Below are 23,146 nucleotides of genomic sequence, written 5' to 3'. Positions count from 1 at the left end.
TTCCTCGTCTCCGACCCTACCGGGGCGCCCGCAGCGCGGCGGCCATCGCGTCCCGGCGCCGGAGGGCGGCCCGCCAGCCGATCACTTCCTCCTCGGTGGTCTCACCGGTGGCGGCGGTCGCCCGCACGATCCACGGCCGCCGGAACAGCACCCGGGCCACCACCGAGGCGGCCAGCAGGAGCAGGATGATCAGCGCGTCCAGCACGATCAGCAGCAGCGGGAGCAGCACCCACCAGAACAGCACCGCGGCCAGCACGAACGCGAAGAACACGATCGCGATGACGACGAATTCGTCGTTGAGGTTCCCGCCACTGCCGCCGACCTCGCTGCTCACCTCGGCGCCGCCGCTCAGCGCGTCGCCGGGCCCGATGTCCTCGCGCCGCTTGGCCCGCCATCCGCCGAAGCGCCGGGCCATCACCCGCCACCGCGGCTCCCACACCACCCGCACATCCCACCGCGTCCCATCGGGCGCGGTGACCTCCACAGTTCGCACGGCTTCTATTTCCTCGTATCGATCAATGTAAATGTCGCGTAGGGTCGGCGACGGAGTTCTCACGGGGAGGTACGGGAATGTCACTGCCTGCTATGCCGATGCCGGCCGAGGACGAACGGCCCTTCGACCCGCCGCCCGAGTACGCCGAGCTGCGCGCCGGCCGCCGCATGGTCCGGGTGGCCTGCCCGACCGGCCTGGACGCCTGGCTGGTCTCCGACTACGCCGGGGTGCGGGAGGTGCTCGGCGACGGCCGCCGCTTCTCGACCCGGCCCGGCCTGGCCGCGCACGTGCTCGCCTCGTACGCCGACGACGGCCCGATCGACAACTTCACCCGCATGGACGGCCCCGAACACGTACGGATCCGCCGCAACTTCGCCCCGCAGGTGACACACGCCCGCCGCCTGGCCGAGCTGCGCCCGATGGTCGAGCGGATCACCGACGAGGCGATCACCCGCATGCTGGCGTCGCCCCAGCCGTACCCGCTGCACAGCCAGTTCTCCACGGAGATCACCACCTCGGTGATCGCCGAACTGATCGGGGTGCCCCGGTCGCAGCGCCACCTTCTGCACGAGGCCGCGATGGCCCTGTTCGACACCTCGACCAAGGCGGACCAGCTGCGCGAGGCGCTGACCCCGCTCTACACCTATCTGTACGAGGCGGTCGCCACCCGCCGCGCCCAGCCCGGCGACGACGTGCTCAGCCGCATGATCGAGCACAGCGCCGACAGCGACCGCCCGCTGACCGACACCGAGCTCACCGAGATGAACGCGGCCCTGCTGATCGCCGGTTTCGACACCACGGCCTCGATGATCACGTACGGCCTGCTCGCCCTCCTGAACATGCCCGGCGAATGGGAGAAGCTGGTCGCGGACCCGGCGTCGGCCGCGTCGGCCACCGAGGAGCTGGTGCGCTACCTGGCGGTCGGCACGGGCCTGCTGCGCCAGGCCACAGAGGACACGGTGCTGAACGGCGAACAGCTGAAAGCCGGCGACTACGTGGTGGTGGCCGTCCAGTCGGCCGACCGCGACCCGGCCCTGCACCCCGACGGCGACACCTTCGACATCACCCGCAAACCGGGCGCCCACCTGGGTTTCGGCCACGGCGCCCACGCCTGCGTGGGCCAGCAGATCGCCCGCATGGAACTGACGACGGTCCTGCGGGCCTTGGCCACCAGGGTGCCGACTTTGCGCGTGGCGGTGCCGTTGGAGGAGATCGTCTGGAAGAAGGACTCGGTGGTCCGGGGCCCGGCCGAGCTGCCGGTGGCGTGGACATGAAAGTAGCCGTCGACCGCGACCACTGCATAGGCGCGGGCAATTGCGCGATGACGGCCCCCACGGTCTTCGACCAGGACGAGGAGGAGGCCATAGTCATCCTCCTGACCGACTCCCCACCGGACTCCGAACAGGCCGCCGTCCAGGAGGCGGTGGACCGCTGCCCCGCCGCCGTGATCCGCCTGCTGCCGGGCGGATAATCGCTGGCCTGCGTCGATACCTTGGATCCGTGAGCTTCGGAACGTACGAGCGGAAGGTGCGCGATCCTTCACTAGCCCATGGACAGCGCTTCAACGCCCTCGTCGGCTGCGTCGAGCGGTACGGCCCTATCGGGTTCCACGCCACGTTCGGCTACCTCGAGCACGTGGCGGGGCCTCTGCGCCGCGACGAGGCCGCCTTGCTCCGGGCGATGGACGCGCTGTCGTCCAGCCGCGCGCTCTGGTTGATTCAGTCCGCCCGGTACGCGGAGCAGCGCCGGGCCGCAAAACGTCTCGGGCGGCGCACCCCGCCCGCGCGTGAGCCGGACACCTGCTCGCCCTGGTACGGCGATGAAAGGAACGCCGCGCTGTACGCGCTCGAATTCCTGCTCGCCCCCACGGAACGGCGCCGGCGAGAGCCGACCGTCGACGCGGCGGTGCTTCAGCTCGCCTCGGCCCTACTGGAACGCGGACACCTGCGCGCCGCCGAGATTGACCGTGCCCGCCTTCTGCGAGACGAGTTCCGCCGCCTCCGCCAGAGTTCCGGGTGGCCCGATGTCGACTGGCCGAATTGGCACCGGGCCAACGACTCCCTGCGCGTCCTGCGTTTGATAGAGCACGCCGAGGCCGGCGATCGGCTCACCGTCAGTCGATGACCTCGCCCGAGCGGTGGCGCGGCGACGACCCGGCCCGCCCGGCGCCTCGGCGTGGCCGTCGCGGATTTTCCTCCGGAAAGTCGTCAGCCGGGGGAGTGCTCGCGTAGCCAGGTCAGGACGGCCAGGACCCGTTTGTTGGTGGGGGTGGCGCCGTCGCTGGTGATGTTCAGCTTGGTGAAGATGCGGCGGACGTGGTCCTCGACGGTGCGTTCGGCCAGGGACAGGGTGGCGGCGATGCCCGCATTGGAGTGGCCCTGGGCCATCAGGCGCAGAACTTCGCGTTCCTGGCGGGTCAACGAGGTCAGGGGGCTTTCGCGGATCGTCGGGCGCAGCAGACGGTCGACGAAGGAGCGGCCCAGGACCTGTTGGCCGGCGACCAGGCGGGACAGCTCGACGCTGAGGTCGTCGACGTCCACCTCGTCCTTGCGCAGATAGCCGATGCTCTGCTCGAAGTCGCTGATCAGGCTGATGGCCTGGTCGGTGGCCGTGTATGCGGACAGGATCAGGATGGCGGTGTCGGGGAACTCCTGCTTCACCGTGCGGGCCAGCTCGATGCCGCCCTCGTCGCTGTCGGCGGTGAGCCGCACGTCGATGACCACTATGTCGACCGGATGGGCACGCATGCCGTCGAGCAGCTCGTCGCCGGTGGCGACGTTGACGGCGACCTCGATGCCCTTGCTCTCGAGGTAGGCCGCCACCGCCGTACGGAAGACCGCGTGATCGTCCACTATGGCGATCGTCAAGGCTGGCATGTCGGCTCCCTTGATGGGTCCGTGGGTTCGCCCGTAGCGTACTACGTGGGAAACCACGTAGCACCCTCCGTGTTTCCCGATGGGAGGAACCGATGGTCCATCGAAGACGGAAGATCTGACCATGTCGGCGGGGTGGGTCCTCGCGGTCACGGTGACGGCCGCGGTCAGCGGCGTGGTCAGATACGCCCTGCACCTCTGGGGCGAGCGCGCCCGTCACCGCCACGAACAAATCTTGGAGCGACAGCGCCAGACGTACGGTCTCCGCGTGCTCCGCCAACCGGCCGCCGCCAACGTGAAGATCGTCGCTCTGCTGGCCGGCATGCCGCCCCCGGCCGTCCTTGGTGGCGCGGCCGACCCGGGTAGGGCGATCGGGCTGCCGGCTGCCCTTGGTGGCGCGGCCGACCCGGGCGGGGCGATCGGGCTGCCGGCCGCCGTTGGTGGCGCGGCCGATTCAGCGGGTGCGGTCGAGGTCGCGGCCGGTGAGGAGCAGTAGCAGCGACAGGGCGGGGGCGGCGATCTCCGGGCCGGTGCCTACGGTCCAGTCGATGTCGGTGGCATTTAGCGTGTGGCCGGCGAAGCGGCGGCGGGCCCGGAACGGCCAGCCCATCTCCCACACCCGCCTCAGACCGGCTCGGCTCTGCTCGGCGGCGATCGGGAACTCCCGGCCCAAGGGGACGACCATGTCCTGGCTGTGGACTATGGCGTCGAACAGGCAGTTGCGGCCGTCGAGGCCCTTCGCCATCCGGCGATCGGCGGCGTGCTGGCGGATGGCGGCGACGATCTCGCCGGGCTCGCGTGAGCCGTGCCGCACGGCCAGCACTGTATTCACGCGATGAGGGTTGAAGCGGGCCCTGGGCGCCACCGCGAGCATGTCGCGCACCGTCACCGTGGGCACCGACGCCAGATGGCCGGCGACGTCGCGGACGCGCCAGCCCGCGCACAACGAGGGGGCGTCCCACTCGGCCGGGCTCAGGGTCTGCAGGAGATCGGCGATGCGCAGCCGCAGCTTGTGCACCGAGGACCAGTACGCATCGTCCATGACGCGCCTCCGATATAGTCCGAACCTCGGACCATATTAGTACGACGTTCGGACTTCTGGAAAGATGTCGGCGTGAACCTCGGGCTCCTGCTCTTCGTCCCGTACCGCTTCATGGAGTCGGCCGTGCTGGCCGAGCTGAAGGCGCACGGCCATGACATCCCGCTCAATCAGGCCCGGGTGTTCCAGCGCATCGCGGCCGACGGCTCGCGGCTGGCCGATCTGGCCGAGGCCGCGCAGGTCAGCAAGCAGACCGTCGGCTCGATCGTCGACCAGCTGGAGCGCTCCGGCTACGTCCGGCGGGTGCCGGATCCCAGCGACGCCCGCGCCCGGCTGGTCGTCCTCACCGCGAAGGGGCAGGAGCTCGTCGAGATCAGCCTGCCTGTGGTCCGCGACATCGAGGCGGCTTGGGAGAAGCATCTGGGCCGCGCCCGCACGCGGCAGCTGCGCGAGGCGCTGACCGCCCTCCGCGAGATCACGGACCCCTATGACGGGTGAGACAGCTGGTGGCGGATGCCGTCGATGATGAGGTGGACGCCGTAGAGGAAGCGCTCGTCGGGGTCGGCGTCGGCCAGCGCGGCCAGCGGGCCGCCGGTGGCCAGCTTGGCGGTCAGCTCGCCGGGGGGTGTCTGGCGGCGGGTCTGCTCCTCGATGGTGTTGCCCAGGATGTAGTGGGCCAGGACGAACAGCGTCCAGGCGGCGCGGTCGGGTGGGAGCCCGGCCTGGGTGAGGATGCGGACCGCGGTCTCGCCCAGGAAGACGTGGTTCGTGTCGGTGACGAAGGTTTCGCCGATCAGGCGGGCGCCGTCGCGGACCGAGAGCAGAGCCCGGCGCAGCGCGACGGCCAGGGCGGTGACCTGCTCGGGCCAGGGCGCGTCGGGCAGGTCGTCGCCGACGCCGGTCATCAGGTCGTCGGCGACCGCTTCCAGCAGGGCCTGTTTGTTGGGGAAGTGCCAGTAGAGGGCGCCGGCCCGCACGTCGAGGCGGCTGCCGAGCCGGCGCATGGTGAACGCGTCGAGGCCCTCGTCGTCGAGCAGGTCGCGCGCGCCCCGCAGCACGTCGGCCCGGCGTAGTTGGCCCATGAGGCGAAACCCTAGCCGGGCGCGGACCGGCCCTGCCGCCAGTACCCGATGAAGTTGATGTCGGACCTCGGGACGCCGCGGTCGTTCACCAGGTGGCGGCGCAGGCCGGTCGGCAGCGCGGCCTCGCCGGCCACCCAGGTGTAGAAGGGGCCGGGTGGCAGGTCGGCCGCCTTGACCGTTTCGAGGGCGAGCGCCCCGGGGCGGCCGGACGTGCGGGGGAGCCAGTGCACGGTGACGCCGTCGGGGTGGGTGGCGTCGCGAATATCCGTTGAGGAAGGGACCTCGAGATAGGCGAGGCCGCGGGTCGACGGTGGTAGTTGCTCCATGATCGCGAGAGCGGCCGGGACGGCGCTCTCGTCGGCCACCAGCAACTGCCAGGTCGCGTTGGCCGTGGGCAGATAGGCGATGCCCTCGTCGAAGATGCCGGCGGGGGAGCCGGGCGCGGCCGAGGCGGCCCAGGCCGACGCCGGCGCGTCCGAGCCGTGCAGCGCGAACTCGATGTCGATCTCCCGCGAGGACTGGCGGAAGGCGCGGATCGTGTAGTTGCGGACCTGCGGCCGCCGCGCCTTGGGGCGCATCAGGAACTGGGCCATCCACGCGTCGTTCGACACGGTCGGCATGAACAGCGCTTCCTGTCCCGGCCGGGGAAAGAACAGACGTACGGCCTGGTCGAACCCCGAGTCCTCGAGATCCGCGAGGCCTGGCCCGCCGAGGGTGACGCGGCGGAAGCTGGTGCTCACCCGGGCGTTGTGCAGCACCGTCAGCTCGATCATCCGGCGCGAGCCCGGTCGCCGAATCTTCATCATGGCCGCCACCATGACAGCATCTTGAACGATGTTCAAGGTGAACGTTGTTCAAGTCACTGGAAGAATTTGAGGGCGCCCAGTCGGTGTCGGTGGCTTGCGGGGTGTGGTGGGCGAAGCGGCGCCGGGCCCCGAACGGTCAGCTCATCTCCCGCACGCGTTGCAGGCTGGCGCGGCTCTGCTCGGCCTTGACCGGGAACTCCTGGTCGAGGGGGACGGCCGTGTCCTGGCTGTGCACGATGGCGTCGAGCAGGCAGTTGCGGGCGTTCAGGGGTTTCGCCATCCATCGGTCGCCGGCGTGGTTGCGGAGGGCGGCGACGATCTCTTCGGGCTCGCGTGAGCTGTGCCGGACGGTGATCGCGGTGTTGATGCGGGCCGGGTTGCGTCGAGGAGCGGGTGCACCCGAGCCGTCCAGTTGTTCAAGTCACTGGAAGAACTTGAGGGCGCCCAGTCGGTGTCGGTGGCTTGCGGGGTGTGGTGGGCGAAGCGGCGCCGGGCCCCGAACGGTCAGCTCATCTCCCGCACGCGTTGCAGGCTGGCGCGGCTCTGCTCGGCCTTGACCGGGAACTCCTGGTCGAGGGGGACGGCCGTGTCCTGGCTGTGCAAGATGGTGTCGAGCAGGCAGTTGCGGGCGTTCAGGGGTTTCGCCATCCATCGGTCGCCGGCGTGGTTGCGGAGGGCGGCGACGATCTCTTCGGGCTCGGGTGAGCCGTGCCGGACGGTGATCGCGGTGTTGATGCGGTCCGGGTTGCGTCGAGGAGCGGGTGCACCCGAGCCGTCCAGTTGTTCAAGTCACTGGAAGAACTTGAGGGCGCCCAGTCGGTGTCGGTGGCTTGCGGGGTGTGGTGGGCGAGGCGGCGCCGGGCCTCGAACGGTCGGCTCATCTCCTGCACGTTGCAGGCTGGCGCGGCTCTGCTCGGCCTTGACCGGGAACTCCTGGTCGAGGGGGACGGCCATGTCCTGGCTGTGCAAGATGGTGTCGAGCAGGCAGTTGCGGGCGTTCAGGGGTTTCGCCATCCATCGGTCGCCGGGGTGGTTGCGGAGGGCGGCGACGATCTCTTCGGGCTCGGGTGAGCTGTGCCGGACGGTGATCGCGGTGTTGATGTGGGCCGGGTTGCGTCGAGGAGCGGGTGCACCCGAGCCGTCCAGTTGTTCAAGTCACTGGAAGAATTTGAGGGTGCCCAGTCGGTGTCGGTGGTTTGCAGGGTGTGGTGGGCGAGGCGGCGCCGGGCCCCGAGCGGTCAGCTCATCTCCTGCACGCGTTGCAGGCTGGCGCGGCTCTGCTCGGCTTTGACCGGGAACTCCTGGTCGAGGGGGACGGCCGTGTCCTGGCTGTGCAAGATGGTGTCGAGCAGGTAGTCGCGGGCGTTCAGGGGTTTCGCCATCCATCGGTCGCCGGGGTGGTTGCGGAGGGCGGCGACGATCTCTTCGGGCTCGGGTGAGCCGTGCCGGACGGTGATCGCGGTGTTGATGCGGGCCGGGTTGCGTCGAGGAGCGGGTGCACCCGAGCCGTCCAGTTGTTCAAGTCACTCGAAGAACTTCAGGCTGAAGCCGGTGTCGGAGGTGGGGCCGGGGACGTTCGCCCGGGAATAGGTGGAGTTGCCCCACCAGACGAAGGTGCCGGTGTACCAGTAGCGGTTCTCCCAGGCGTACGGCGTGCCCTTCGCGACCGCGTGGTACATGAAGGGGAAGCGCGGTCCGGCCGGCGGGCTGGTCGCGATGTCGCCGTTGAGCAGGACGAACGTGTGGTGGCCGGGGCCGTTGACGGTCAGCGTGGGGTCCCAGCCGGGCATCATGGTGGCCCGGTTCGAGCCGAAGAGGCAGCCGTTGGACTTGTACCAGTCCCAGACGTACGTGGGGTCGCCGCCGGCGCGCAGCCGCAGGTCGGCCAGGCAGTACTGGTCGCTCCAGCTGCCGTTCGCCGAGTAGACGATGTGCAGGCGGCCGTCGGGGTCGCGGATCGGCTCCGGGCCCTCGTTGATGAACGGGTTGCCGACCACGCGTTCCCAGCCCTCACGCGGCTGCGAAATGACGTACCGGGCGCCCGTGGCGGCGTACGGACTGCTCATTCTTGCTATGTAGATGTTCTGCTCGACGTTCGTGTCGCCGGCCCATCCGGACCACACGAACCAGCGCTGCCCGTTGAAGACGAACATGCTGCCGTCGATGGCCCACTTGTTGTCCGGCAGCGCCACCTGGGTCTCGCCGCCGTAGCCGCTGGCGGCGGAGGTGGAGCTGATGACGTACATCCGATGGGCCGAAGCGCGCCCGGCCGAGAAGTAGATGTAATAGCGGCCGCCGTCCAACACGATCTCCGGCGCCCACACCTCGCCGAGGTTGCGCGTGTCGCTCCAGACCGTGCGCGCCGTCGCGGTGGCGACTGCTTCGGGCGACGATCCTTGGCGTACGGCGATGCCGCCACCCGTCGACTGCACACCGACGTACGTCGCGCCGACCCGGATGACGCTCGGATCGGCCGCGCGCAACGATGTCCGTGCGGCCGCGGCCGGCGACGCGAAGCCGAGGAGCAGCACCGTGATGACGACGAGAAGCCTCATGGCTCGACGATCCGAGCCATAGAGACAACTGTCAATGAATCAGCCTCGGTCGGCCCAAGTGTCCAGCTCCAGCTGGTGCAAAAGGGAAGGCGCGAAGATGCCGGCGATGGCCAGGAGCGAGACGATCACGAAGGCCGTACGGAGAACGACGGTCTCGACCTTGCCGCCGACCTTGACCGCCATGCTGTTCGGGACGCCGACCATCCGCCAGAGCCGGCGCCCGGTCGGTATCGGCCACAGGATCGGCACGCCGGCCGACGTGATGATGTCGCCCAGGAGATGCACCACGCAGCCGACCGCCACCGCGAACCCCAGTAACGGATAACCGCGGTCGCCGGGCAGGTTGGCCGCGGTGAACCAGGCGATGGCGGCCGAGCAGAGGGTCACGATGACCCAGCCGGCGCGCTCGGCCCACTCGTCGAACAGGCCGCGCAGCGCCAGGCCGGCCATGAAGAACACGATGCCGACCACCGCCCACTTGCCGTAATGGTTGGCCAGCGCCGTCGTGCCCCAGCCGACCAGGGCCGCGAACGGCAGCGTGTGGGTGAAGGTGCGGTGCCCGTTGTTGCGGCGCGGGTCCTTGCTGAGCCGGGTCGCCGTGTAGACGCCGAGCGACACCTTCTCGATCACCTCGGCCGCGAACAACGAGAACACGCCGAACGTCCGCGCGACCGTGGCGCCGCCCTGATTACGGGTGACCTTGCCGGACAGGTCGAGGTCGGGCAGCAGCGCTCCGCCCGCGCAGACGAGCGTGCCGACGCCCACGGCCAGCGGTGACTGCTCGTATCCGGCGAGCTGGTCGAGTGCCCAACTGCCGGCGAGCCAGGCGGCCGCGCCCGAAAGGGCGTGCGACGGACCCATCATGTTTTGTTGTCCCTCCCCACAGAGCCGGGTAACTCTGGCAGAGCGGGGAGGGAAGATCAACAACCTCGATGGCCACTGTGGAATCTGGGGTGCCCCGAATAGCCGGGCGCGTTCCACGGCGCGACCCGGTGGGCGTAGGCGTAGCGACCCCATCGAGCGTGCCGGATGAGGCCCATGACCAGGAAGGCGAGCGGGATCGCGGGCCAGAAGAAGTGCGCCCCCGAGATGATCCACAAACCGGTCAGGATCATCGCGACCGACACGACGATGTTGAAATGCCGCCGCAAGCCCCGGCGTGTCGCCTTCTTCACCTCGGGTGACTCGGCGAGTGCCCACAGTCCGTTACCGGGAAGATCGGCGGTCAGCGGAGTGAGCTCGTCGCGGAACTTCGCCGCGTAGCAGGCGGCCAGCCGCTCCTCACCTTCGGTCATGTCGAGCCGCCCCTCGGCCATCGAGGCCCGCAGGATCTCGGCGACCTGCTCGCGTTCCTTGTCGGAGGTACGCATCCGTTTGGTGTCGTTGGGTTGCACCGCTCCTCCTCAGTGGTTCGTGACACCAGAATCGGCGTTTCCGCCGCCTGCGGCGTCGGCCCGCCGGAGCATCTTTCCTGCGGCCTGTGGGTTATCCGCTTCTTCGGCCGTACGCCTGGAGGAGTACACCAACCGCGAGCCGTACACCCCCGGGAGCACGGTTGCGTCGTCCGCACGCCGATGCCCAGCACTCCCCGGCGTCGGTATGTTCGCAGCGTGAGGGAGAGACATCGGTGGGAGCCGCCCTGGTCCGGCGACGGCCCGGCGCCATCGCGGCGCGGGCCGGCGTACGGCCCTCCCTGGCGCGCGGAGGACCTGGGGCCGGGATGGCGGGCGGAGAATCGCACCGGGCGGTTCCGGGGCAACCGTATGCATCCCGGGGTCGGTGCCGTCATCGCCGGGGTGCTCTTCCACGTGCTCGGCGGCAACGGGCTGGCCGACGACGGCAAGGTCTTCGTGCCGCTGACGCCCTGGGCGTGGATCCTGCTCGTGATCGGGCCGGTCGCGTTGTTGTGGCGGCGGTCCTATCCGATCACGGTCTTCGCGGTCGCGGCGGCCGCGTCGATCGGCTTCGCGACGGTCGCCGAGCCGAGCTGGGTCTACGCGGTGGCGCCGGCGGTGGCCCTCTTCCAGATCGCCCGCAACGGGCGGCCGACGGCGGCCATCATCTCCGGCGGCGCGGCGTACGCGACGTACCTCCTGGTCTGTGGGTTCTTCGCCGATCGTCTCGATCTGAACCCGGGCGCGCAGCCCGGACTGCGGGAGGCGCTGCTGCTGCCCGTCGGCATGGTCCTGATGGTCTTCCTGGGCAGCGCCTCGAAGTCGAGGGCCGAGCACATGGCCGAGATCATGAAGGTGCGGGCCGAACGGGCCCGGGCCCGCGAGGAGCAGGAGAAGCGGCAGGCGTCCGAGGAGAGACTGCGGATCGCCCGCGAGCTGCACGACGTGCTCGGCCACCACCTCTCGCTGATCAACGTGCAGGCCGGCGTGGGGCTGCACCTCATGGAGCGGCAGCCCGAGCAGGCCCGCGAGGCGCTCACCGCGATCAAGACGGCCAGCGCCGAGGCCCTGCGCGAGGTCCGGGCGGTGCTGGGCGTGCTGCGCACCGAGGACGAGGCCGCCCCGCGACAGCCCGCTCTCGGCCTGAGCCGGCTGGAGGACCTGACGGCCGACGCCGGCCTACCGGTCGAGACCAGAGTGACCGGCGATCCGCGCGACCTGCCACCCGAGGTGGACCGCGCGGCGTACCGGATCGTCCAGGAAGCCCTGACCAACGTCCGCCGCCACGCCGGCCCGGGCGCCACGGCCCGGGTCAACGTCGACTACCTGCCGACCGCGCTGCACCTGGGCATCCGCAACGACGCGATCGAGGCCCCGCCGCCCGGCGCGCCCGCGGAGGGGCATGCCGGGACCGGGATCGCGGGCATGCGGGCCCGGGCCGAGAGTCTCGGTGGGCAGGTGGAGGCCGGGCCGGTCGATGGGGGCTATCTCGTCTCGGTGTTGCTGCCGACACCGTCGTCATCCCAGGAGGAGTGCTAGATGATCTCGGTGTTGCTGGCGGACGACCAGCTGCTGGTGCGGGCCGGCTTCCGGGCGCTGCTGAACGCGGAGCCGGACATCCGGATCGTGGGGGAGGCGGCCGACGGGCTCGAGGCGGTCAAGCTGGCCCAGCAGACCCGGCCCGACGTCGTGCTCATGGACATCCGGATGCCGGGCGTCGACGGCCTCGAGGCGACCCGCCGGATAGCGGCCGAGCCCACCCTGTCCGGCGTGCGGGTGGTCATTCTGACCACCTTCGAGCTTGACGAGTACGTCTTCGAGGCGCTCCGCTCGGGCGCCTCGGGCTTCCTGGTCAAGGACACCGAGCCGGTCGAGCTGATCCGCGCGGTCCGCGCGGTCGCGGCCGGCGACGCGCTGCTCTCGCCGAGCGTGACCCGCCGCGTGATCGGCGAGTTCGCGGGCGGCAGCCGCGGGCGCCAGGCGCCGCCGCCGGTCGCGCTCGACCAGCTCACCGACCGCGAGCGCGAGGTGCTGGTGCTGGTCGCCGAGGGCCTGTCCAACGACGAGATCGCGGCCCGCCTGGTGATCAGCCCGGCCACCGCCAAGACCCACGTCAGCCGCACGATGATCAAAATGGGCGCCCGCGACCGCGCCCAGCTGGTCGTCTACGCGTACGAGGCCGGCCTGATCCGCCCCGGCTGGCTCGGCTGACCGATCGGCGCGGTTGTCTTTGTCGGCACCTCGTACTGGTATATGTACCTGCGCGACGATTCCAAATGATCTTTTATATTCATCGTTTGCCGTACGGAAATCATTCACTCTTTAGTGGTTGTGTTTCTGCGCGTTGAAAATGCAGCGTGCCTCCTAACATTCTCCCCATCAGGCACCGCTTGATGAGAGAGAAAGGCAGTTGTCATGAATAAGGTCACGCGCAAGATCACGATGACCGGTGTGGCCCTGGCCGCCGGCCTGACCATGGGCGTCGCCCCCGCCGCCGCGGCCCTCGCCGGCCCGGCCCAGGGTGGCGCGGCCGCGCAGGCCAGCGACCACAAGAGCCCCCGTGGCGAGCGCCTTGTCGGTTTCTACCGCACGCAGAGCCAGTGCTTCAAGGTCGGCCGCATCGGCCAGTTCCACGACAAGTGGGACCGGTTCGACTGCGACCGCGTGCAGCGCGGCTTCAAGCGTGGCTGGGTCGCACTGAAGGTGACCAAGGACGTCCGCGGTCAGCACCACGGCCACGGCCCGAACCGCCCGCACGGCCACCGGTAATTTCGTTACACAGCGAGGGCCGCACCCCGGCGACGGGTGCGGCCCTCGCTTTTTTGCATTTGCAGGCTATTCCCAGGTTTGCGGTTTCCGGCCGATGTGAAGTGATAGTGGGAACGGCGTGTCTTCTCCGCAAAGCAATTCCACTAGTACTTTCGGGCAATTTCCTAACGATGATCGTTTTCCTTGAGCTCGATCACCCAGGCCCGCCGCTCGCAGATCTTCCCGTCCCGCATCCGGAACACTTCGGCCATCGACATGCGCATCACATCGCCGGTGTCGCGCGTGGCCGATCCGCTCAGTTCGGCCATCACGGTGTCGCCCTGCTCCACCATCCGCACGACCTCGAGCCGCGGCGGCCCGGCGAAGCCCGGCCCTTCGATGTTCGCGTCGTAGGCGGCCTTGCCGGTGAGGTGGAAGGCACCGAACACCGTCCACTCGATGTCATCGGTGAGGCACGACAGGATCTGCTGGTGGTCACTCCGGCGGAACCCGTCGAGGTACCTCTCGACCGTCTCGATGTTGCGTGACATGCGCTCTCCCGGCTCGTGGTGTGTCGTCCTGGATGGTCGTAGCCGGTGACGCGCCCTTGACATCCCGCGGTGCCGGCACGGTTTCAGGTTTCGCTCCAGGACCGGCTGCCGGCCTCCCGTATGGGCGCGTTCAGGGCAGGGCGGGTCGGGCCGGCTTCGGGCGCGCGTTTCACCGGCGAGGCGGCTGGCCGGCTTCGAGGCGCGCGTCTCAGGGGCGGGGCGTGCCGGGCTGAGGCGGCGCGGCGCGGGGCGTGCCGGGCTGAGGGGGCGCTGCGCGGGGCGTGCCGGGCTGAGGGGGCGCGGGGCGGGGCGTGCCGGGCTGAGGGGGCGCGGCGCGGGGCGTGCCGGCTTTGAAGGGTGCGGTGCCGGGCGTGCCGGGCTGAGGAGCGCGGTTCAGGGGCGGGCTGGATCGGGGGTGGCGGCCAAGGCGCGCAGGGTCAGCTCGGCGAAGCGGCGTGAAGCCGCCACGCGGGTGGTGGCCGCGGTGGCGCGCAGGCCCGAATTGGCCACCAGCACGAGGATCAGGTCGTCGACGGTGACGTCGGGGCGCAGGTGGCCGGCCTCCCTGGCCCGGCGGAGCAACTCGGCCAGGGAGACGACGCCCCGCTCGCGGGCGGCCGTGTCGGTGAAGGCCCGGGCGAAACCGCGGTCCTCGGCGTGCAGCGCGAAGAGCCTCTCGACGACCGTGCGCAGCCCGCGCCACGCGTCGGGATCGGCCAGGCCCTCGTCGACGATGGCGTAGCAGGCGTACATCTGCTCGGTGAAAGCCTCGGTGATCAGCGCCTGCTTGGTCGGGAAGCGGCGGTAGAGGGTGGCCGGGCCGACACCGGCCCGGCGGGCGATCTCGCGCATCGGCACGTCGAGCCCCTCGGTGGCGAAGATCGCGCGGGCCGCCTCGAGGATGCGGTCGCGGTTGTCGCGGGCGTCCGAGCGCAGCGGTGTCTGAGGCAAACGTGGGCTCACGCTCTCACTTTAGCCAAGTGGACGGGGGCGTCCGTTAACGTCGCGAAGCATGAGAGCTGTGGTGATCAAGGAGTTCGGGAGCCCGGACGGGCTGAGCGTCGTCGAGCTGCGCGACCCGGTTCCCGCGACCGGGCAGGTGCTGGTCGCGGTCGAGGCGGCCGGGGTCGCGGGCGTCGACGTGCTGATCCGGCGGGGTGCGCTCGCCGCGTACGGCTTCCGGGAAGGCTTCGTGCCCGGCGGCGAAGTGGCGGGGACGGTGGCCGCGGTCGGCGACGGCGTCGATCCGGGATGGGTGGGGCGGCGCGTGTGGGCCTTCACCGGGACGGGCGGTGGCTACGCGGAGAAGGCGGTCGTGGCGGTCGGTGACGTGGTGCCGCTGCCGGACAGTGTCTCGCCGGTCGACGCGGTGACGCTGGGTAGCGCCGGGGTGGTCGGGCATTTCGGGCTGGCTCACGCGCGCTTCTCGGCGGGGGAGTCGGTGCTGGTGCGAGGGGCGGCCGGAAGTCTCGGCATCGCGACCGTCCAGCTCGCCGCGCGTGGCGGCGCCTCGGCGGTGGCCGTGACGACGAGTTCGGCCGAGCGGGGCCGCAGGCTGCGGGAGCTCGGCGCCACGCATGTGCTGGACCGGGCCGGCGAAGGGGACGGGCCCGAGGCGTACGACGTCATCATCGACGTCGTGGCGGGGGAGGGGCTGATGCTCGACCGGCTCGCGGCCAACGGGCGCCTCGTGATCGTGGGCGCGGTGGACGGGCCGCCGCCGGCCGACCTCGGCGGGCGGCTGATGGCCGCCTTCCGGAAGTCGCTGACCGTGGCGACCTTCAGCGCCGACACTGTGCCGGCGAGTGCGCTCCGAGGCGTACGGGAAAGGTCGTTCGTGGATCTGAAAGCGGTTGTGCACGACATCCGGCCGTTGGCGGAAGCTTCGGAGGCCCACCGGCTGATGGACGCGGGTCAGGTGTTCGGGCGGATCGTGCTGACCGTCTGAGGCTTCTCCCGTGTTTCACAACGGCTTCAGCGGCGCAGCGTCAGGATCAGGTCGACCACCAGGGCGGTCCAGCCCGTCTGGTGCCAGGCGCCCAGGCCGGCGCCGTTGTCGCCGTGGAAGTACTCCGGGAAGACGATCAGGTCCTTCCAGTCGGGGTGGGTCTGCAGCAGCTCCGAGGCGCCGTAGATGGGGCGATGGCCGTTCTCGTCCGGCAGGAAGAGGGCGATCAGGCGCCGCGAGATGTCGTCGGCGATGTCGGCCAAGGGCTCCTTCCGCTGGGAACCCGTCGGATATTCCGCCTTGAAGTCGTGGCCGAAGAAACCGGCGTACTCACGAAGGGCCTCGATGAGCAGATAGTTGACCGGCATCCAGATCGGGCCGCGCCAGTTGGAGTTGCCGCCGAACAGGCCGCTCGTGCTCTCCGCCGGCTCGTAGCCCACGGTGAAGTCGGAGCCGCCCAGCGACACCGTGAAGGGCTTCTCCAGGTGCGATCGGGACAGGGTCCTGATGCCGTACGCCGAAAGGAATTCCTCCGGGTCGAGCATGCGGCCGAGCACACGCAGCAGCTGATCCTGCCCGACCATGGCCAGCAGCCGCTGCTGACGGCCCTCGGGGGAGAGCCGTCGGGCGCTGATCACGTCGGCCACCTCGCCCTGTGAGGCGCGCAGCCAGCGCAGCCGGGCGCTCAGCTCGGGCAGCCGGTCCAGCGTGGCCTTCGTGATCCGGGTCGTCGCGGCCAGCGGGAGCAGGCCGACGATCGAGCGGACCTTCAGCGGCAGCTTGTGGCCGTCGGGCAGGCGCAGCTGGTCGTAGAAGAAGCAGTCCTCCTCGTCCCACAGGCCCTGGCGATAGGCCGCCTCGGCGATGTAGGCGAAGTGTTCGAAGAACTTCGTCGCCATGTCCTCGTAGGTGCGGTCGTGCAGGGCGAGCCGGATCGCCATGTCGAGCAGGTTCAGGGCGTACATGGCCATCCAGCCCGTGCCGTCGGACTGCTCCAGCACGCCGGCCACCGGCAGGGCGGCCGAGCGGTCGAACGGCCCGACGTTGTCCAGGCCGAGGAAGCCGCCCTCGAAGACGTTGTTGCCGCCGACGTCCTTGCGGTTGACCCACCAGGTGAAGTTCATCAGCAGCTTGTGCATGACGCGGGCCAGGAAGTCGAAGTCGCGGCCGCCGTCGATCTCGAAGACGCGCAGCGCCGCCCACGCGTGCACGGGCGGGTTGACGTCGCCGAACGCCCACTCGTAGGCCGGGATCTGACCGTTGGGGTGCATGTACCACTCGCGCAGCAGCAGTACGAGCTGCGCCTTGGCGAAGGCCGGGTCGACGCGGGCGATGGAGACGCAGTGGAACGCCAGGTCCCACGCCGCGTACCACGGGTACTCCCACGGGTCGGGCATGGAGATGACGTCGAAGCTGTTCATGTGCCACCAGGCGTTGTTGCGCCCGTAGCGCCGGCCGGGTGGCGGCGGCGCCGAGCCGGGATCGCCGGCCAGCCACTGCTTCACGTCGAAGTGGTAGAACTGCTTGCCCCACATCAGACCGGCGATGCCCTGCCGGGCGACGGCCTTCTCCTCGGCCGACGCGGCGGCCGGGATCACGTCGTCGAAATACTCGTCGGCCTCCGCGAGCCGCGCCCGCATGACTTCGTTCCAGTCGTCGGCCAGATCCAGCGCGCCCACTTGATCATCTTCGGCCGCGAGCCTGAGGCGAATTGTCCGACTTTCTCCAGGTCCAAGGGTGATCAGATAGTGCAATGCACCTTTTGTTCCAGTGAGCGAGGGGTTCACCGTCGGCGCGCCGGAGACCAGGAAGTCGTTGATGCCATCCTTCGGGAACATGGTCGTACCAGGCTGGCCCCATAGCCTCTGCGAGTTGGTCTCGTTGTCACAGAGGAGCGGCTGGCCGCGGTCGTCGCCCTCCAGGACGATGCTCCCGAGCGTGCGATGCCGCCCGGCGAGACGACCGGGACGGCCGACGATTGCCGGTACGGCGCGGTTGGGCAGCCCCCACGACCACGTGTTCCGGAACCACAACGTCGGCAACACATGCAAGGTGGCCGTCGACGGGCCGCGGTTGGCGATGTGGATCGCGATGCACATGTCCTTCGGCGACGCCTTCGCGTAGTCGACGGTCACCGCCCAATAGCGATCCTCGTCGAACACCCCGGTGTCGGCGAGCTCGTACTCCGGCTCCTCCCGGGACCGCTGCCCGTTGACGCGGACCAGTTGGTCGTACGGGAAAGCCTCCTGCGGATAGTGGTAACGCCACCGCATCCACGAGTGGGTGGGCGTCGAGTCCTGGTACCACCAGTACTCCTTGGCGTCCTCGCCGTGGTTGCCGCCGTCGCCGCCGAGCCCGAACATCCGCTCCTTGAGGATCGGGTCCTGCCCGTTCCACAGGGCCAGCGCGAAACAGAACGTCTGCCGGTCGTCGCAGATACCGGCCATGCCGTCGTCGTTCCACCGGTAGGCTCGCGACCGCGCGTGGTCATGGGGAAAGTAGTCCCACGCCGTTCCGTGCTCGCTGTAATCCTCCCGGACCGTGCCCCACGCGCGCTCCGCCACGTAGGGGCCCCATGCCCGCCACGGCTGCTCGCCGGAGTCCGCCTGCGCCAGCCGTAAGCGCTCCGCCACGCCGTGTCTCACCCCCACATCCGATGCCATCTAGATTGATTGTGCCCGAGAACTGGAGGTCATCTGATGGCTACGCTGCGCAGGACGGCGTTCGGCCCCCAGGTGTGCGGGCACCTCGGCGAGTCCGCCACTCGTGAGTGGCTTGTACCCGACGGCGCCGGCGGTTACGCCATGGGCACGATCGGGGGACTGCGGACCCGGCGCTACCACGGCCTGCTCGTCGTCGCGGGCGAAACGCCGGCTTCGCGCCGGCTGGCCCTGGCCTCGCTCGATCCGGTTCTCACGCTTGCTTCGGGTACGTCGGTACGCCTGGCCACGCACGAATGGTCGGACGGCACGATCGCCCCGCGCGGCCACGAGCTGCTGACCGGTTTCGAGCTGGTCGACGGCCTGCCCCGCTGGCGCTGGCGGATCGGCGACGTCGTCCTGGAGCGCACGCTGGCCATGGTCGCGGGCCGGCCGGCCGTCGCGGTGGTCCACCGCCTGCTCACCGGCGGCCCGGTCAGCCTCACCCTCGAGGCCCTGTGCACCTGGCGCGACATCCACGGCGAACGCACGGCCGCCGGCCCGCCGCCCACGGTCACCGCGGCCGAGGGCGGATGCGTGGTCGAGGAGGCGTACCGCTTGCGGGGTCCCGAATTCCGCCCGGCGGGCGCGTGGTGGCGCGGGGTGCGGCACCGCGAGGAGGCGGCACGGGGCCTCACCCCGACCGAGGATCTCTGGTACGCGGGGAGCTTCCACGCCGAGTTACGCCAGCCCGGCGCCGCGGCTCTGGTCACGGCCTGGTCGGGCGATCTCGGCTCGCCGCCTCCGCCGGCCGAGGAGGTCGTGACGGCGGCCCGCGCCCGCAACGTGGCCGTGGTCGCGGCGGCCGCCCCGGCCGACGACGACCAGGCGATGCTCGCGCTCGCGGCGGACGCTTTCATCGTCCGTACGGCCAAAGGTCCTGACGTCGTCGCGGGCTATCCGTGGTTCGGCGCCTGGTCCCGCGACACGATGATCAGCTACGAGGGCCTCTTCCTGTCCACGGGCCGCTTCGACGAGGGACGATCTTTATTGCTGTCGTACGCCGCCACGCTGTCGGAGGGCATGCTGGCCAACACGGCCGACACGGGCAGCGTCTCTTTCAATACCGCCGACGGCACTTTGTGGTTCGTGCACGCGGTGGGCCGCCACGTGGCCGTGACCGGCGACGTCGACCTGGCCGCCACCTTGCTTCCCGCATTGCTGGACGTCGTCGACCACCACCTGCGCGGCACCCGCTACGGCATCGCCGTCGACCCCGCCGACGGCCTACTGCGCCAGGGTGCCGCCGGCGAGGCTCTGACCTGGATGGACGCCCGGGTCGAGGGCGTGCCCATCACCCCGAGAGCCGGCAAGCCGGTCGAGATCAACGCCCTCTGGATCAACGCCCTGGCCATGGTCATCAAGCTGGCCTGGCAGGCCCGCTCCGGCGCCGGCCCCGCCGTGAAGGCCCACCCCGAGGCCCTGACGAGCTTCGCCCGCCGCTTCCCGACCCCGGCCGGCACGCTCCACGACGTCGTGGACGGCCCGTCCGGCGACGACGACACCATGCGCCCCAATCAGCTCCTGGCCTGGTCGTTGCCGTACGCGCCGCTCCGCCCGACTCCCGCGGCCCTGCAGACGATCGGCGCCGCCCTGATGACACCGCTGGGCTTGCGGAGCCAGGCCCAGCACACCCCTGGATATCGGGGCACGCATCGGGGAACTCCCGCCGAACGCGACGCGGCCTATCACACCGGCACGGTCTGGCCGTGGCTGATCGGCCCGTTCGTGACGGCCTGGCACCGCATAGGAGTGCCGGCCACCCAGATCATCTCCGATTCGGACGACCACCTGTCCGAGTACGGCCTGGGCTCCATCTCGGAGACGGCCGACGGCAACGCGCCGCACGCCGCCACCGGTTGCCCGTTCCAGGCGTGGTCGGTGGCCGAGGCCCTGCGAGTTCGCCGCCTGTGAAAAAGTACGTGCTCTTCGACCATGACGGCGTGCTGGTCGACACCGAGTCCTGGTACTTCAGGGCCGGCGAACGCGCCCTGGCCGGCATCGGCGTGCCCGTGGACAAGGACCGGTACCTGCGTGACATGAGCCAAGGGCAGGGAACCTGGGCGCAGGCCCGGGCGGCCGGTGTCGACGAGCCAACCATCAGCCGGCTGCGAACGGTCCGTGATCGCTACTATCAGGACTATCTGCGGACGGAGGCGATCGAGATCGAGGGCGTGACCGAGGTCCTGTCCGACCTGTCGAAACACGTCCGCATGGCCATCGTGACCACCGCGAAGCGCGCCGACTTCGACCTCATCCACGAGGAGCGGCGAATCCGGCAGTTCATGGACTTCGTCCTGGTGCGCGAGGACTACGAGCTGAGCAAGCCCCACCCGGAGCCGTACCTGACCGCCCTGAGGCGCTTCGGCGCGACCGCGGAGGAGGCGCTGGTCGTCGAGGACTCGTCGAGAGGCCTGAACTCAGCCGTGGCGGCCGGCATCGACTGCGTAGTCGTCCACAACGACTTCACACAATCGCAGGACTTCACACAGGCCAGGCACCGCATCGACACCCTGGGCGAGTTGAAGGACCTCATTCTCGGACGCCGAGGATGAGCAGATGTTGAGCAGCACCGTGAGGGACATCCTGACCGCCATGCTCGGCGACGCCGGCGTTCGGCCGGGCTCGCCGACCCCCGGCGACGTGCCAACCACCCTCGAGGTTTCCGGCGGTTCGCCGAGATCCCCGTCGAGGACGCGGAAGCGCCGGACGACGGGCTCCTCGCCCGTTGACGCCTCGCGACCTGGAGATCGTCCTCGACAAGATCTGAACGCGGACATCAGCGTGGGCGGCGGAGCCGGCTGACCAGCCAGGCGACGGCGCCGCAGATCGCGCCGACGGCGAAGCCGGTGAAAAGGCTGCTGACCGTGATGGCGCCGCGCAGCAGAACGGCGTCGCCGTCCCACAGGAGGTTGTGGATCACGGCCAGAGCCACTCCGTAGACGCCGCCGGCGGCCAGCAGCGACAGGAACGGGTTCGTCGACCAGCGGATGGCCACCGCGACCCAAACGAGCAGCGGAATGAAGACGAGGGCCGCGTTGACGCCCGTTCTCTCGTGGATCAGGTCGAGGTCATGCAGCACCACCCGCGGGGCGGCCAGCAGGCCGAGCAGGACGATCACCCAGGGGCGCAGACCGAGGCTCATGCGGCGACCGTAGGGCCGGCCGCACCCCAGGCCATCCGGCTGTGGGCGACCGTGTTTGTCGCTTCTGGGCGTACACGCAAGCTCTTAGCATCGAAAGGGTGAGACGAGACGTGGTGCTCGCGGCCGGGGTGGCGGCCGTGCTGGCCGTCGTGGTCTCGGCCGGCCAGGGTGGACAGAACGGTCCGGGGGCGTACGTCTGGGCCGTCGCCCTGGGCGCCCTGATGCTGCGCCGCCGTGCCTATCCCCGGCTGGTTCTCGCCCTCACCGTGTTCGGGCTGTTCGCCTACTACACCGCCGGCTATCCGGCGATCGGCGTCGCCGTGCCGGTGGCGGCCGCCCTCTACTCGGCGGCCGAGGCCGGGCATCGGCGCTCGGCCGTCGCCGCCGCGACGATCGCGCTCGGCGTGTCGGCCGTCTTCCGGATCCTCGAAGGGCAGAGCGAGAAGTACGTCCTTCTCTACGACATGGTGGGGCACGTCGCGCTGGCCGTCGCCGCCATCGCGCTGGGCGAGCTGGTCCGGGCCCGGCGCCGGATCGGTGAGCTGACCGAGCGGCAGATCGCGCTGGCCGCCGAGCACCGGCTGGACGAGCACAAACAGACGCTCTCCCGCGAGCTGCACGACTCGATCGGACACACCCTGACCGTGGCCGCGATCCACGCCGGCGTCGCCAAGCAGGAGGACCGTCGCGATCCGGCCGCCGCGTCGCGGGCGCTCGACCAGGTCACCGCCTCGATCTCGGAGGCGCTGACGGCGCTGCGGGCCGCGGTGCGGCAGTTGCACGCCGGCCGGGCGACCGCCGCCGACATCGAGATGGTCGCCGGCACCGCGCGGGCGGCCGGCTTCGACGTGCACACGCGCATCGACCCGATCGACGGGCCATCGGCCGCGGCCGCCCACCGCGTGGTCCGTGAGGCGATCACCAACACCCTGCGCCATTCCGCGTCCCGCTCCATCGACGTCGAGGTTCGCCAGGACCAGGACCAATTGGTCGTACGCGTCGACGACGGCACCGGGCTCGACGGCCTCCGCGCCGAGGTCGCGGCCCTGGGCGGCCGCCTGACCGCCGGCTGGCGCGTCGAGGCGACGATCCCCCGTGATGCCGAATGACGCGGGTGGTGCTCGCCGACGACCAGGCGATCGTGCGGGCCGGGCTGACCGCGCTGCTCCAGGGTGGCGACGGCGAGCCGATCACGGTGGTCGGCGAGGCCTCCGACGGGGCTCAGGTCGTGGGGCTGGTCCGCCGTACGGGACCGGATGTGGTCCTGATGGACGTGCGGATGCCCGGCGTCGGCGGGGTGGCCGCCACACGGGCTCTCCGCGCGGATCCCGAGTGCGCCGGCGTGGCCGTGCTGATGCTCACCACGTTCGACACGGACGCCGAGGTGCTGGGGGCGTTGCGGGCCGGCGCCGACGGCTACCTGCTCAAGGACACCGAGCCGGAACGGCTGCGGGCCGCCGTGCGGGCGGCCGCCCGCGGGGAGCCGGTGCTCTCCCCGGAGGTGGCGCGGCGTGTCATGGCGACCGCCGCCGACTCGCCCGCCCCGCTTGCGCCCGATCCCCGGCTGAGCCGGCTCAGCCGCCGGGAGCGCCAGGTGCTCGTCGCCGTGGCCGACGGCGGCGACAACGCCGAGGTCGCGAGGGAGATGCGGTTGAGTCCGGACACCGTACGGACCTACGTGAGCCGCATCCTGGCCAAGGTGGGAGCGTCGAGCCGGGCCCAGCTGGTGGCGATCGCGCATCGCGGCGGGCTCATGCAGCACCACCGAAGAGACTGACCGACGGCACGATCGGCCGGTGGCTACCGGCCGGTA

29 protein-coding genes are annotated in these 23,146 nt (G+C 70.3%); 13 read left to right on the top strand and 16 right to left on the bottom strand.

Annotated features, from left to right (window positions below):
- Positions 1 to 16: 16 nt before the first annotated feature.
- The gene (locus ACFY36_RS38045; protein WP_499750750.1) at positions 17 to 493 is read right to left on the bottom strand and encodes a hypothetical protein; all 477 of its coding nucleotides are present in this window, start codon (positions 491 to 493) and stop codon (positions 17 to 19) included.
- A 77-nt stretch (positions 494 to 570) separates the two neighbouring features.
- On the opposite strand from ACFY36_RS38045, the gene ACFY36_RS38040 reads away from it, so the two are divergent.
- From ACFY36_RS38040 to ACFY36_RS38030, 3 genes are read left to right on the top strand one after another with little or no spacing between them, the layout of a single operon-like run.
- The gene (locus ACFY36_RS38040; RefSeq protein ID WP_499750749.1) at positions 571 to 1,767 is read left to right on the top strand and encodes a cytochrome P450; all 1,197 of its coding nucleotides are present in this window, start codon (positions 571 to 573) and stop codon (positions 1,765 to 1,767) included.
- Positions 1,764 to 1,964 (top strand): ferredoxin, encoded by a 201-nt coding sequence (locus ACFY36_RS38035; protein ID WP_499750966.1) that lies wholly within the window; start codon positions 1,764 to 1,766, stop codon positions 1,962 to 1,964. Before ACFY36_RS38040 ends, ACFY36_RS38035 begins: the two co-directional genes overlap by 4 nt.
- Before the next feature lie 29 nt (positions 1,965 to 1,993).
- The gene (locus ACFY36_RS38030) at positions 1,994 to 2,617 is read left to right on the top strand and encodes a hypothetical protein (protein ID WP_499750748.1); all 624 of its coding nucleotides are present in this window, start codon (positions 1,994 to 1,996) and stop codon (positions 2,615 to 2,617) included.
- 83 nt (positions 2,618 to 2,700) lie between these two features.
- On the opposite strand, the gene ACFY36_RS38025 is transcribed toward ACFY36_RS38030, so the two are convergent.
- The gene (locus ACFY36_RS38025) at positions 2,701 to 3,369 is read right to left on the bottom strand and encodes a response regulator transcription factor (RefSeq protein WP_499750747.1); all 669 of its coding nucleotides are present in this window, start codon (positions 3,367 to 3,369) and stop codon (positions 2,701 to 2,703) included.
- Positions 3,370 to 3,490: 121 nt separating this feature from the next.
- On the opposite strand from ACFY36_RS38025, the gene ACFY36_RS38020 reads away from it, so the two are divergent.
- Complete coding sequence (locus tag ACFY36_RS38020; RefSeq protein WP_499750746.1) at positions 3,491 to 3,862, top strand: hypothetical protein; 372 nt, start codon at positions 3,491 to 3,493, stop codon at positions 3,860 to 3,862.
- Here the strand turns inward: ACFY36_RS38020 and ACFY36_RS38015 are convergent.
- Positions 3,821 to 4,408 carry a maleylpyruvate isomerase family mycothiol-dependent enzyme gene (locus tag ACFY36_RS38015; RefSeq protein WP_499750745.1) on the bottom strand — a complete coding sequence of 196 codons (588 nt, stop codon included), beginning with the start codon at positions 4,406 to 4,408 and terminating at the stop codon, positions 3,821 to 3,823. The two genes, ACFY36_RS38020 and ACFY36_RS38015, sit on opposite strands and share 42 nt — an antisense overlap.
- 72 nt (positions 4,409 to 4,480) lie before the next feature.
- Between ACFY36_RS38015 and ACFY36_RS38010 the strand changes: the two genes are divergently transcribed.
- Positions 4,481 to 4,903, top strand: coding sequence for a MarR family winged helix-turn-helix transcriptional regulator (locus ACFY36_RS38010; protein WP_499750744.1), 423 nt, complete (start codon positions 4,481 to 4,483; stop codon positions 4,901 to 4,903).
- Here ACFY36_RS38010 and ACFY36_RS38005 read toward each other — a convergent pair.
- From ACFY36_RS38005 to ACFY36_RS37965, 9 genes are all read right to left on the bottom strand, one after another.
- On the bottom strand, positions 4,891 to 5,487 hold the full coding sequence (locus ACFY36_RS38005; RefSeq protein ID WP_499750743.1) for a TetR/AcrR family transcriptional regulator C-terminal domain-containing protein: 597 nt from the start codon (positions 5,485 to 5,487) through the stop codon (positions 4,891 to 4,893). The genes ACFY36_RS38010 and ACFY36_RS38005 overlap by 13 nt on opposite strands.
- An 11-nt stretch (positions 5,488 to 5,498) precedes the next feature.
- Positions 5,499 to 6,293 carry a siderophore-interacting protein gene (locus ACFY36_RS38000; RefSeq protein ID WP_499750742.1) on the bottom strand — a complete coding sequence of 265 codons (795 nt, stop codon included), beginning with the start codon at positions 6,291 to 6,293 and terminating at the stop codon, positions 5,499 to 5,501.
- A gap of 136 nt (positions 6,294 to 6,429) precedes the next feature.
- Positions 6,430 to 6,573, bottom strand: coding sequence for a hypothetical protein (locus tag ACFY36_RS37995; RefSeq protein WP_499750741.1), 144 nt, complete (start codon positions 6,571 to 6,573; stop codon positions 6,430 to 6,432).
- A gap of 224 nt (positions 6,574 to 6,797) precedes the next feature.
- The gene (locus ACFY36_RS37990) at positions 6,798 to 6,941 is read right to left on the bottom strand and encodes a hypothetical protein (protein ID WP_499750740.1); all 144 of its coding nucleotides are present in this window, start codon (positions 6,939 to 6,941) and stop codon (positions 6,798 to 6,800) included.
- A gap of 141 nt (positions 6,942 to 7,082) precedes the next feature.
- The gene (locus ACFY36_RS37985; RefSeq protein WP_499750739.1) at positions 7,083 to 7,307 is read right to left on the bottom strand and encodes a hypothetical protein; all 225 of its coding nucleotides are present in this window, start codon (positions 7,305 to 7,307) and stop codon (positions 7,083 to 7,085) included.
- A gap of 224 nt (positions 7,308 to 7,531) precedes the next feature.
- Complete coding sequence (locus ACFY36_RS37980; RefSeq protein ID WP_499750738.1) at positions 7,532 to 7,675, bottom strand: hypothetical protein; 144 nt, start codon at positions 7,673 to 7,675, stop codon at positions 7,532 to 7,534.
- A gap of 141 nt (positions 7,676 to 7,816) precedes the next feature.
- The gene (locus ACFY36_RS37975) at positions 7,817 to 8,848 is read right to left on the bottom strand and encodes a glycoside hydrolase family 43 protein (protein ID WP_499750737.1); all 1,032 of its coding nucleotides are present in this window, start codon (positions 8,846 to 8,848) and stop codon (positions 7,817 to 7,819) included.
- Positions 8,849 to 8,887: 39 nt separating this feature from the next.
- Positions 8,888 to 9,712: a metal-dependent hydrolase gene (locus ACFY36_RS37970; protein ID WP_499750736.1), complete on the bottom strand. Its 825-nt coding sequence runs from the start codon at positions 9,710 to 9,712 to the stop codon at positions 8,888 to 8,890.
- 56 nt (positions 9,713 to 9,768) lie between these two features.
- The gene (locus tag ACFY36_RS37965) at positions 9,769 to 10,242 is read right to left on the bottom strand and encodes a DUF1707 SHOCT-like domain-containing protein (RefSeq protein WP_499750735.1); all 474 of its coding nucleotides are present in this window, start codon (positions 10,240 to 10,242) and stop codon (positions 9,769 to 9,771) included.
- Between the two features lie 216 nt (positions 10,243 to 10,458).
- Between ACFY36_RS37965 and ACFY36_RS37960 the strand changes: the two genes are divergently transcribed.
- From ACFY36_RS37960 to ACFY36_RS37950, 3 genes are all read left to right on the top strand, one after another.
- Positions 10,459 to 11,781 carry a sensor histidine kinase gene (locus ACFY36_RS37960; protein WP_499750734.1) on the top strand — a complete coding sequence of 441 codons (1,323 nt, stop codon included), beginning with the start codon at positions 10,459 to 10,461 and terminating at the stop codon, positions 11,779 to 11,781.
- Positions 11,782 to 12,453, top strand: coding sequence for a response regulator (locus ACFY36_RS37955; protein WP_499750733.1), 672 nt, complete (start codon positions 11,782 to 11,784; stop codon positions 12,451 to 12,453). It begins immediately after the preceding gene.
- A 204-nt stretch (positions 12,454 to 12,657) separates the two neighbouring features.
- Positions 12,658 to 13,011 carry a hypothetical protein gene (locus ACFY36_RS37950; protein WP_499750732.1) on the top strand — a complete coding sequence of 118 codons (354 nt, stop codon included), beginning with the start codon at positions 12,658 to 12,660 and terminating at the stop codon, positions 13,009 to 13,011.
- Between the two features lie 164 nt (positions 13,012 to 13,175).
- Here the strand turns inward: ACFY36_RS37950 and ACFY36_RS37945 are convergent, their stop codons facing one another.
- Both ACFY36_RS37945 and ACFY36_RS37940 read right to left on the bottom strand, forming a co-directional pair.
- Complete coding sequence (locus tag ACFY36_RS37945) at positions 13,176 to 13,541, bottom strand: nuclear transport factor 2 family protein (protein ID WP_499750731.1); 366 nt, start codon at positions 13,539 to 13,541, stop codon at positions 13,176 to 13,178.
- 393 nt (positions 13,542 to 13,934) lie between these two features.
- On the bottom strand, positions 13,935 to 14,504 hold the full coding sequence (locus ACFY36_RS37940; RefSeq protein ID WP_499750730.1) for a TetR/AcrR family transcriptional regulator: 570 nt from the start codon (positions 14,502 to 14,504) through the stop codon (positions 13,935 to 13,937).
- A 49-nt stretch (positions 14,505 to 14,553) separates the two neighbouring features.
- On the opposite strand from ACFY36_RS37940, the gene ACFY36_RS37935 reads away from it, so the two are divergent.
- Positions 14,554 to 15,489 carry an alcohol dehydrogenase catalytic domain-containing protein gene (locus tag ACFY36_RS37935; protein ID WP_499750729.1) on the top strand — a complete coding sequence of 312 codons (936 nt, stop codon included), beginning with the start codon at positions 14,554 to 14,556 and terminating at the stop codon, positions 15,487 to 15,489.
- 26 nt (positions 15,490 to 15,515) lie between these two features.
- Here ACFY36_RS37935 and ACFY36_RS37930 read toward each other — a convergent pair whose 3' ends face one another.
- On the bottom strand, positions 15,516 to 18,152 hold the full coding sequence (locus ACFY36_RS37930) for an MGH1-like glycoside hydrolase domain-containing protein (protein ID WP_499750728.1): 2,637 nt from the start codon (positions 18,150 to 18,152) through the stop codon (positions 15,516 to 15,518).
- A gap of 36 nt (positions 18,153 to 18,188) precedes the next feature.
- On the opposite strand from ACFY36_RS37930, the gene ACFY36_RS37925 reads away from it, so the two are divergent.
- Both ACFY36_RS37925 and ACFY36_RS37920 read left to right on the top strand, forming a co-directional pair.
- Positions 18,189 to 20,102 carry an amylo-alpha-1,6-glucosidase gene (locus ACFY36_RS37925; RefSeq protein ID WP_499750727.1) on the top strand — a complete coding sequence of 638 codons (1,914 nt, stop codon included), beginning with the start codon at positions 18,189 to 18,191 and terminating at the stop codon, positions 20,100 to 20,102.
- Entirely contained in the window at positions 20,099 to 20,743 is a 645-nt protein-coding gene (locus ACFY36_RS37920) for an HAD family hydrolase (RefSeq protein ID WP_499750726.1), read from the top strand. Before ACFY36_RS37925 ends, ACFY36_RS37920 begins: the two co-directional genes overlap by 4 nt.
- Before the next feature lie 224 nt (positions 20,744 to 20,967).
- On the opposite strand, the gene ACFY36_RS37915 is transcribed toward ACFY36_RS37920, so the two are convergent.
- Positions 20,968 to 21,333 carry a hypothetical protein gene (locus ACFY36_RS37915; protein ID WP_499750725.1) on the bottom strand — a complete coding sequence of 122 codons (366 nt, stop codon included), beginning with the start codon at positions 21,331 to 21,333 and terminating at the stop codon, positions 20,968 to 20,970.
- A 98-nt stretch (positions 21,334 to 21,431) separates the two neighbouring features.
- On the opposite strand from ACFY36_RS37915, the gene ACFY36_RS37910 reads away from it, so the two are divergent.
- Positions 21,432 to 22,442, top strand: a complete 1,011-nt coding sequence (locus tag ACFY36_RS37910; RefSeq protein ID WP_499750724.1) for a sensor histidine kinase — start codon at positions 21,432 to 21,434, stop codon at positions 22,440 to 22,442.
- Positions 22,439 to 23,110 carry a response regulator transcription factor gene (locus tag ACFY36_RS37905; protein WP_499750723.1) on the top strand — a complete coding sequence of 224 codons (672 nt, stop codon included), beginning with the start codon at positions 22,439 to 22,441 and terminating at the stop codon, positions 23,108 to 23,110. Before ACFY36_RS37910 ends, ACFY36_RS37905 begins: the two co-directional genes overlap by 4 nt.
- The last annotated feature ends 36 nt before the right edge of the window (positions 23,111 to 23,146 follow it).

Origin of the sequence: Actinoplanes sp. NPDC000266, from assembly GCF_042899005.1 — a bacterium.
Classification (GTDB): domain Bacteria; phylum Actinomycetota; class Actinomycetes; order Mycobacteriales; family Micromonosporaceae; genus Actinoplanes.
This window is presented reverse-complemented; position numbering and strand designations above follow the sequence as displayed.

Excerpts from the sequence above, each read along its gene's own strand:
- ACFY36_RS37905 (WP_499750723.1), top strand. The coding sequence starts at position 22,439 with ATGACGCGGGTGGTGCTCGCCGACGACCAGGCGATCGTGCGGGCCGGG.
- ACFY36_RS37935 (WP_499750729.1), top strand. The coding sequence starts at position 14,554 with ATGAGAGCTGTGGTGATCAAGGAGTTCGGGAGCCCGGACGGGCTGAGC.
- ACFY36_RS37955 (WP_499750733.1), top strand. The coding sequence starts at position 11,782 with ATGATCTCGGTGTTGCTGGCGGACGACCAGCTGCTGGTGCGGGCCGGC.
- ACFY36_RS38015 (WP_499750745.1), bottom strand. The coding sequence starts at position 4,408 with ATGGACGATGCGTACTGGTCCTCGGTGCACAAGCTGCGGCTGCGCATC.
- ACFY36_RS38005 (WP_499750743.1), bottom strand. The coding sequence starts at position 5,487 with ATGGGCCAACTACGCCGGGCCGACGTGCTGCGGGGCGCGCGCGACCTG.
- ACFY36_RS37945 (WP_499750731.1), bottom strand. The coding sequence starts at position 13,541 with ATGTCACGCAACATCGAGACGGTCGAGAGGTACCTCGACGGGTTCCGC.
- ACFY36_RS38000 (WP_499750742.1), bottom strand. The coding sequence starts at position 6,293 with ATGATGAAGATTCGGCGACCGGGCTCGCGCCGGATGATCGAGCTGACG.
- ACFY36_RS38035 (WP_499750966.1), top strand. The coding sequence starts at position 1,764 with ATGAAAGTAGCCGTCGACCGCGACCACTGCATAGGCGCGGGCAATTGC.
- ACFY36_RS37950 (WP_499750732.1), top strand. The coding sequence starts at position 12,658 with ATGAATAAGGTCACGCGCAAGATCACGATGACCGGTGTGGCCCTGGCC.
- ACFY36_RS37990 (WP_499750740.1), bottom strand. The coding sequence starts at position 6,941 with ATGGCGAAACCCCTGAACGCCCGCAACTGCCTGCTCGACACCATCTTG.
- ACFY36_RS37915 (WP_499750725.1), bottom strand. The coding sequence starts at position 21,333 with ATGAGCCTCGGTCTGCGCCCCTGGGTGATCGTCCTGCTCGGCCTGCTG.
- ACFY36_RS37985 (WP_499750739.1), bottom strand. The coding sequence starts at position 7,307 with ATGGCGAAACCCCTGAACGCCCGCAACTGCCTGCTCGACACCATCTTG.
- ACFY36_RS37930 (WP_499750728.1), bottom strand. The coding sequence starts at position 18,152 with ATGGCATCGGATGTGGGGGTGAGACACGGCGTGGCGGAGCGCTTACGG.
- ACFY36_RS38040 (WP_499750749.1), top strand. The coding sequence starts at position 571 with ATGTCACTGCCTGCTATGCCGATGCCGGCCGAGGACGAACGGCCCTTC.
- ACFY36_RS38025 (WP_499750747.1), bottom strand. The coding sequence starts at position 3,369 with ATGCCAGCCTTGACGATCGCCATAGTGGACGATCACGCGGTCTTCCGT.
- ACFY36_RS37970 (WP_499750736.1), bottom strand. The coding sequence starts at position 9,712 with ATGATGGGTCCGTCGCACGCCCTTTCGGGCGCGGCCGCCTGGCTCGCC.
- ACFY36_RS37925 (WP_499750727.1), top strand. The coding sequence starts at position 18,189 with ATGGCTACGCTGCGCAGGACGGCGTTCGGCCCCCAGGTGTGCGGGCAC.
- ACFY36_RS38020 (WP_499750746.1), top strand. The coding sequence starts at position 3,491 with ATGTCGGCGGGGTGGGTCCTCGCGGTCACGGTGACGGCCGCGGTCAGC.
- ACFY36_RS37980 (WP_499750738.1), bottom strand. The coding sequence starts at position 7,675 with ATGGCGAAACCCCTGAACGCCCGCGACTACCTGCTCGACACCATCTTG.
- ACFY36_RS37975 (WP_499750737.1), bottom strand. The coding sequence starts at position 8,848 with ATGAGGCTTCTCGTCGTCATCACGGTGCTGCTCCTCGGCTTCGCGTCG.
- ACFY36_RS37995 (WP_499750741.1), bottom strand. The coding sequence starts at position 6,573 with ATGGCGAAACCCCTGAACGCCCGCAACTGCCTGCTCGACGCCATCGTG.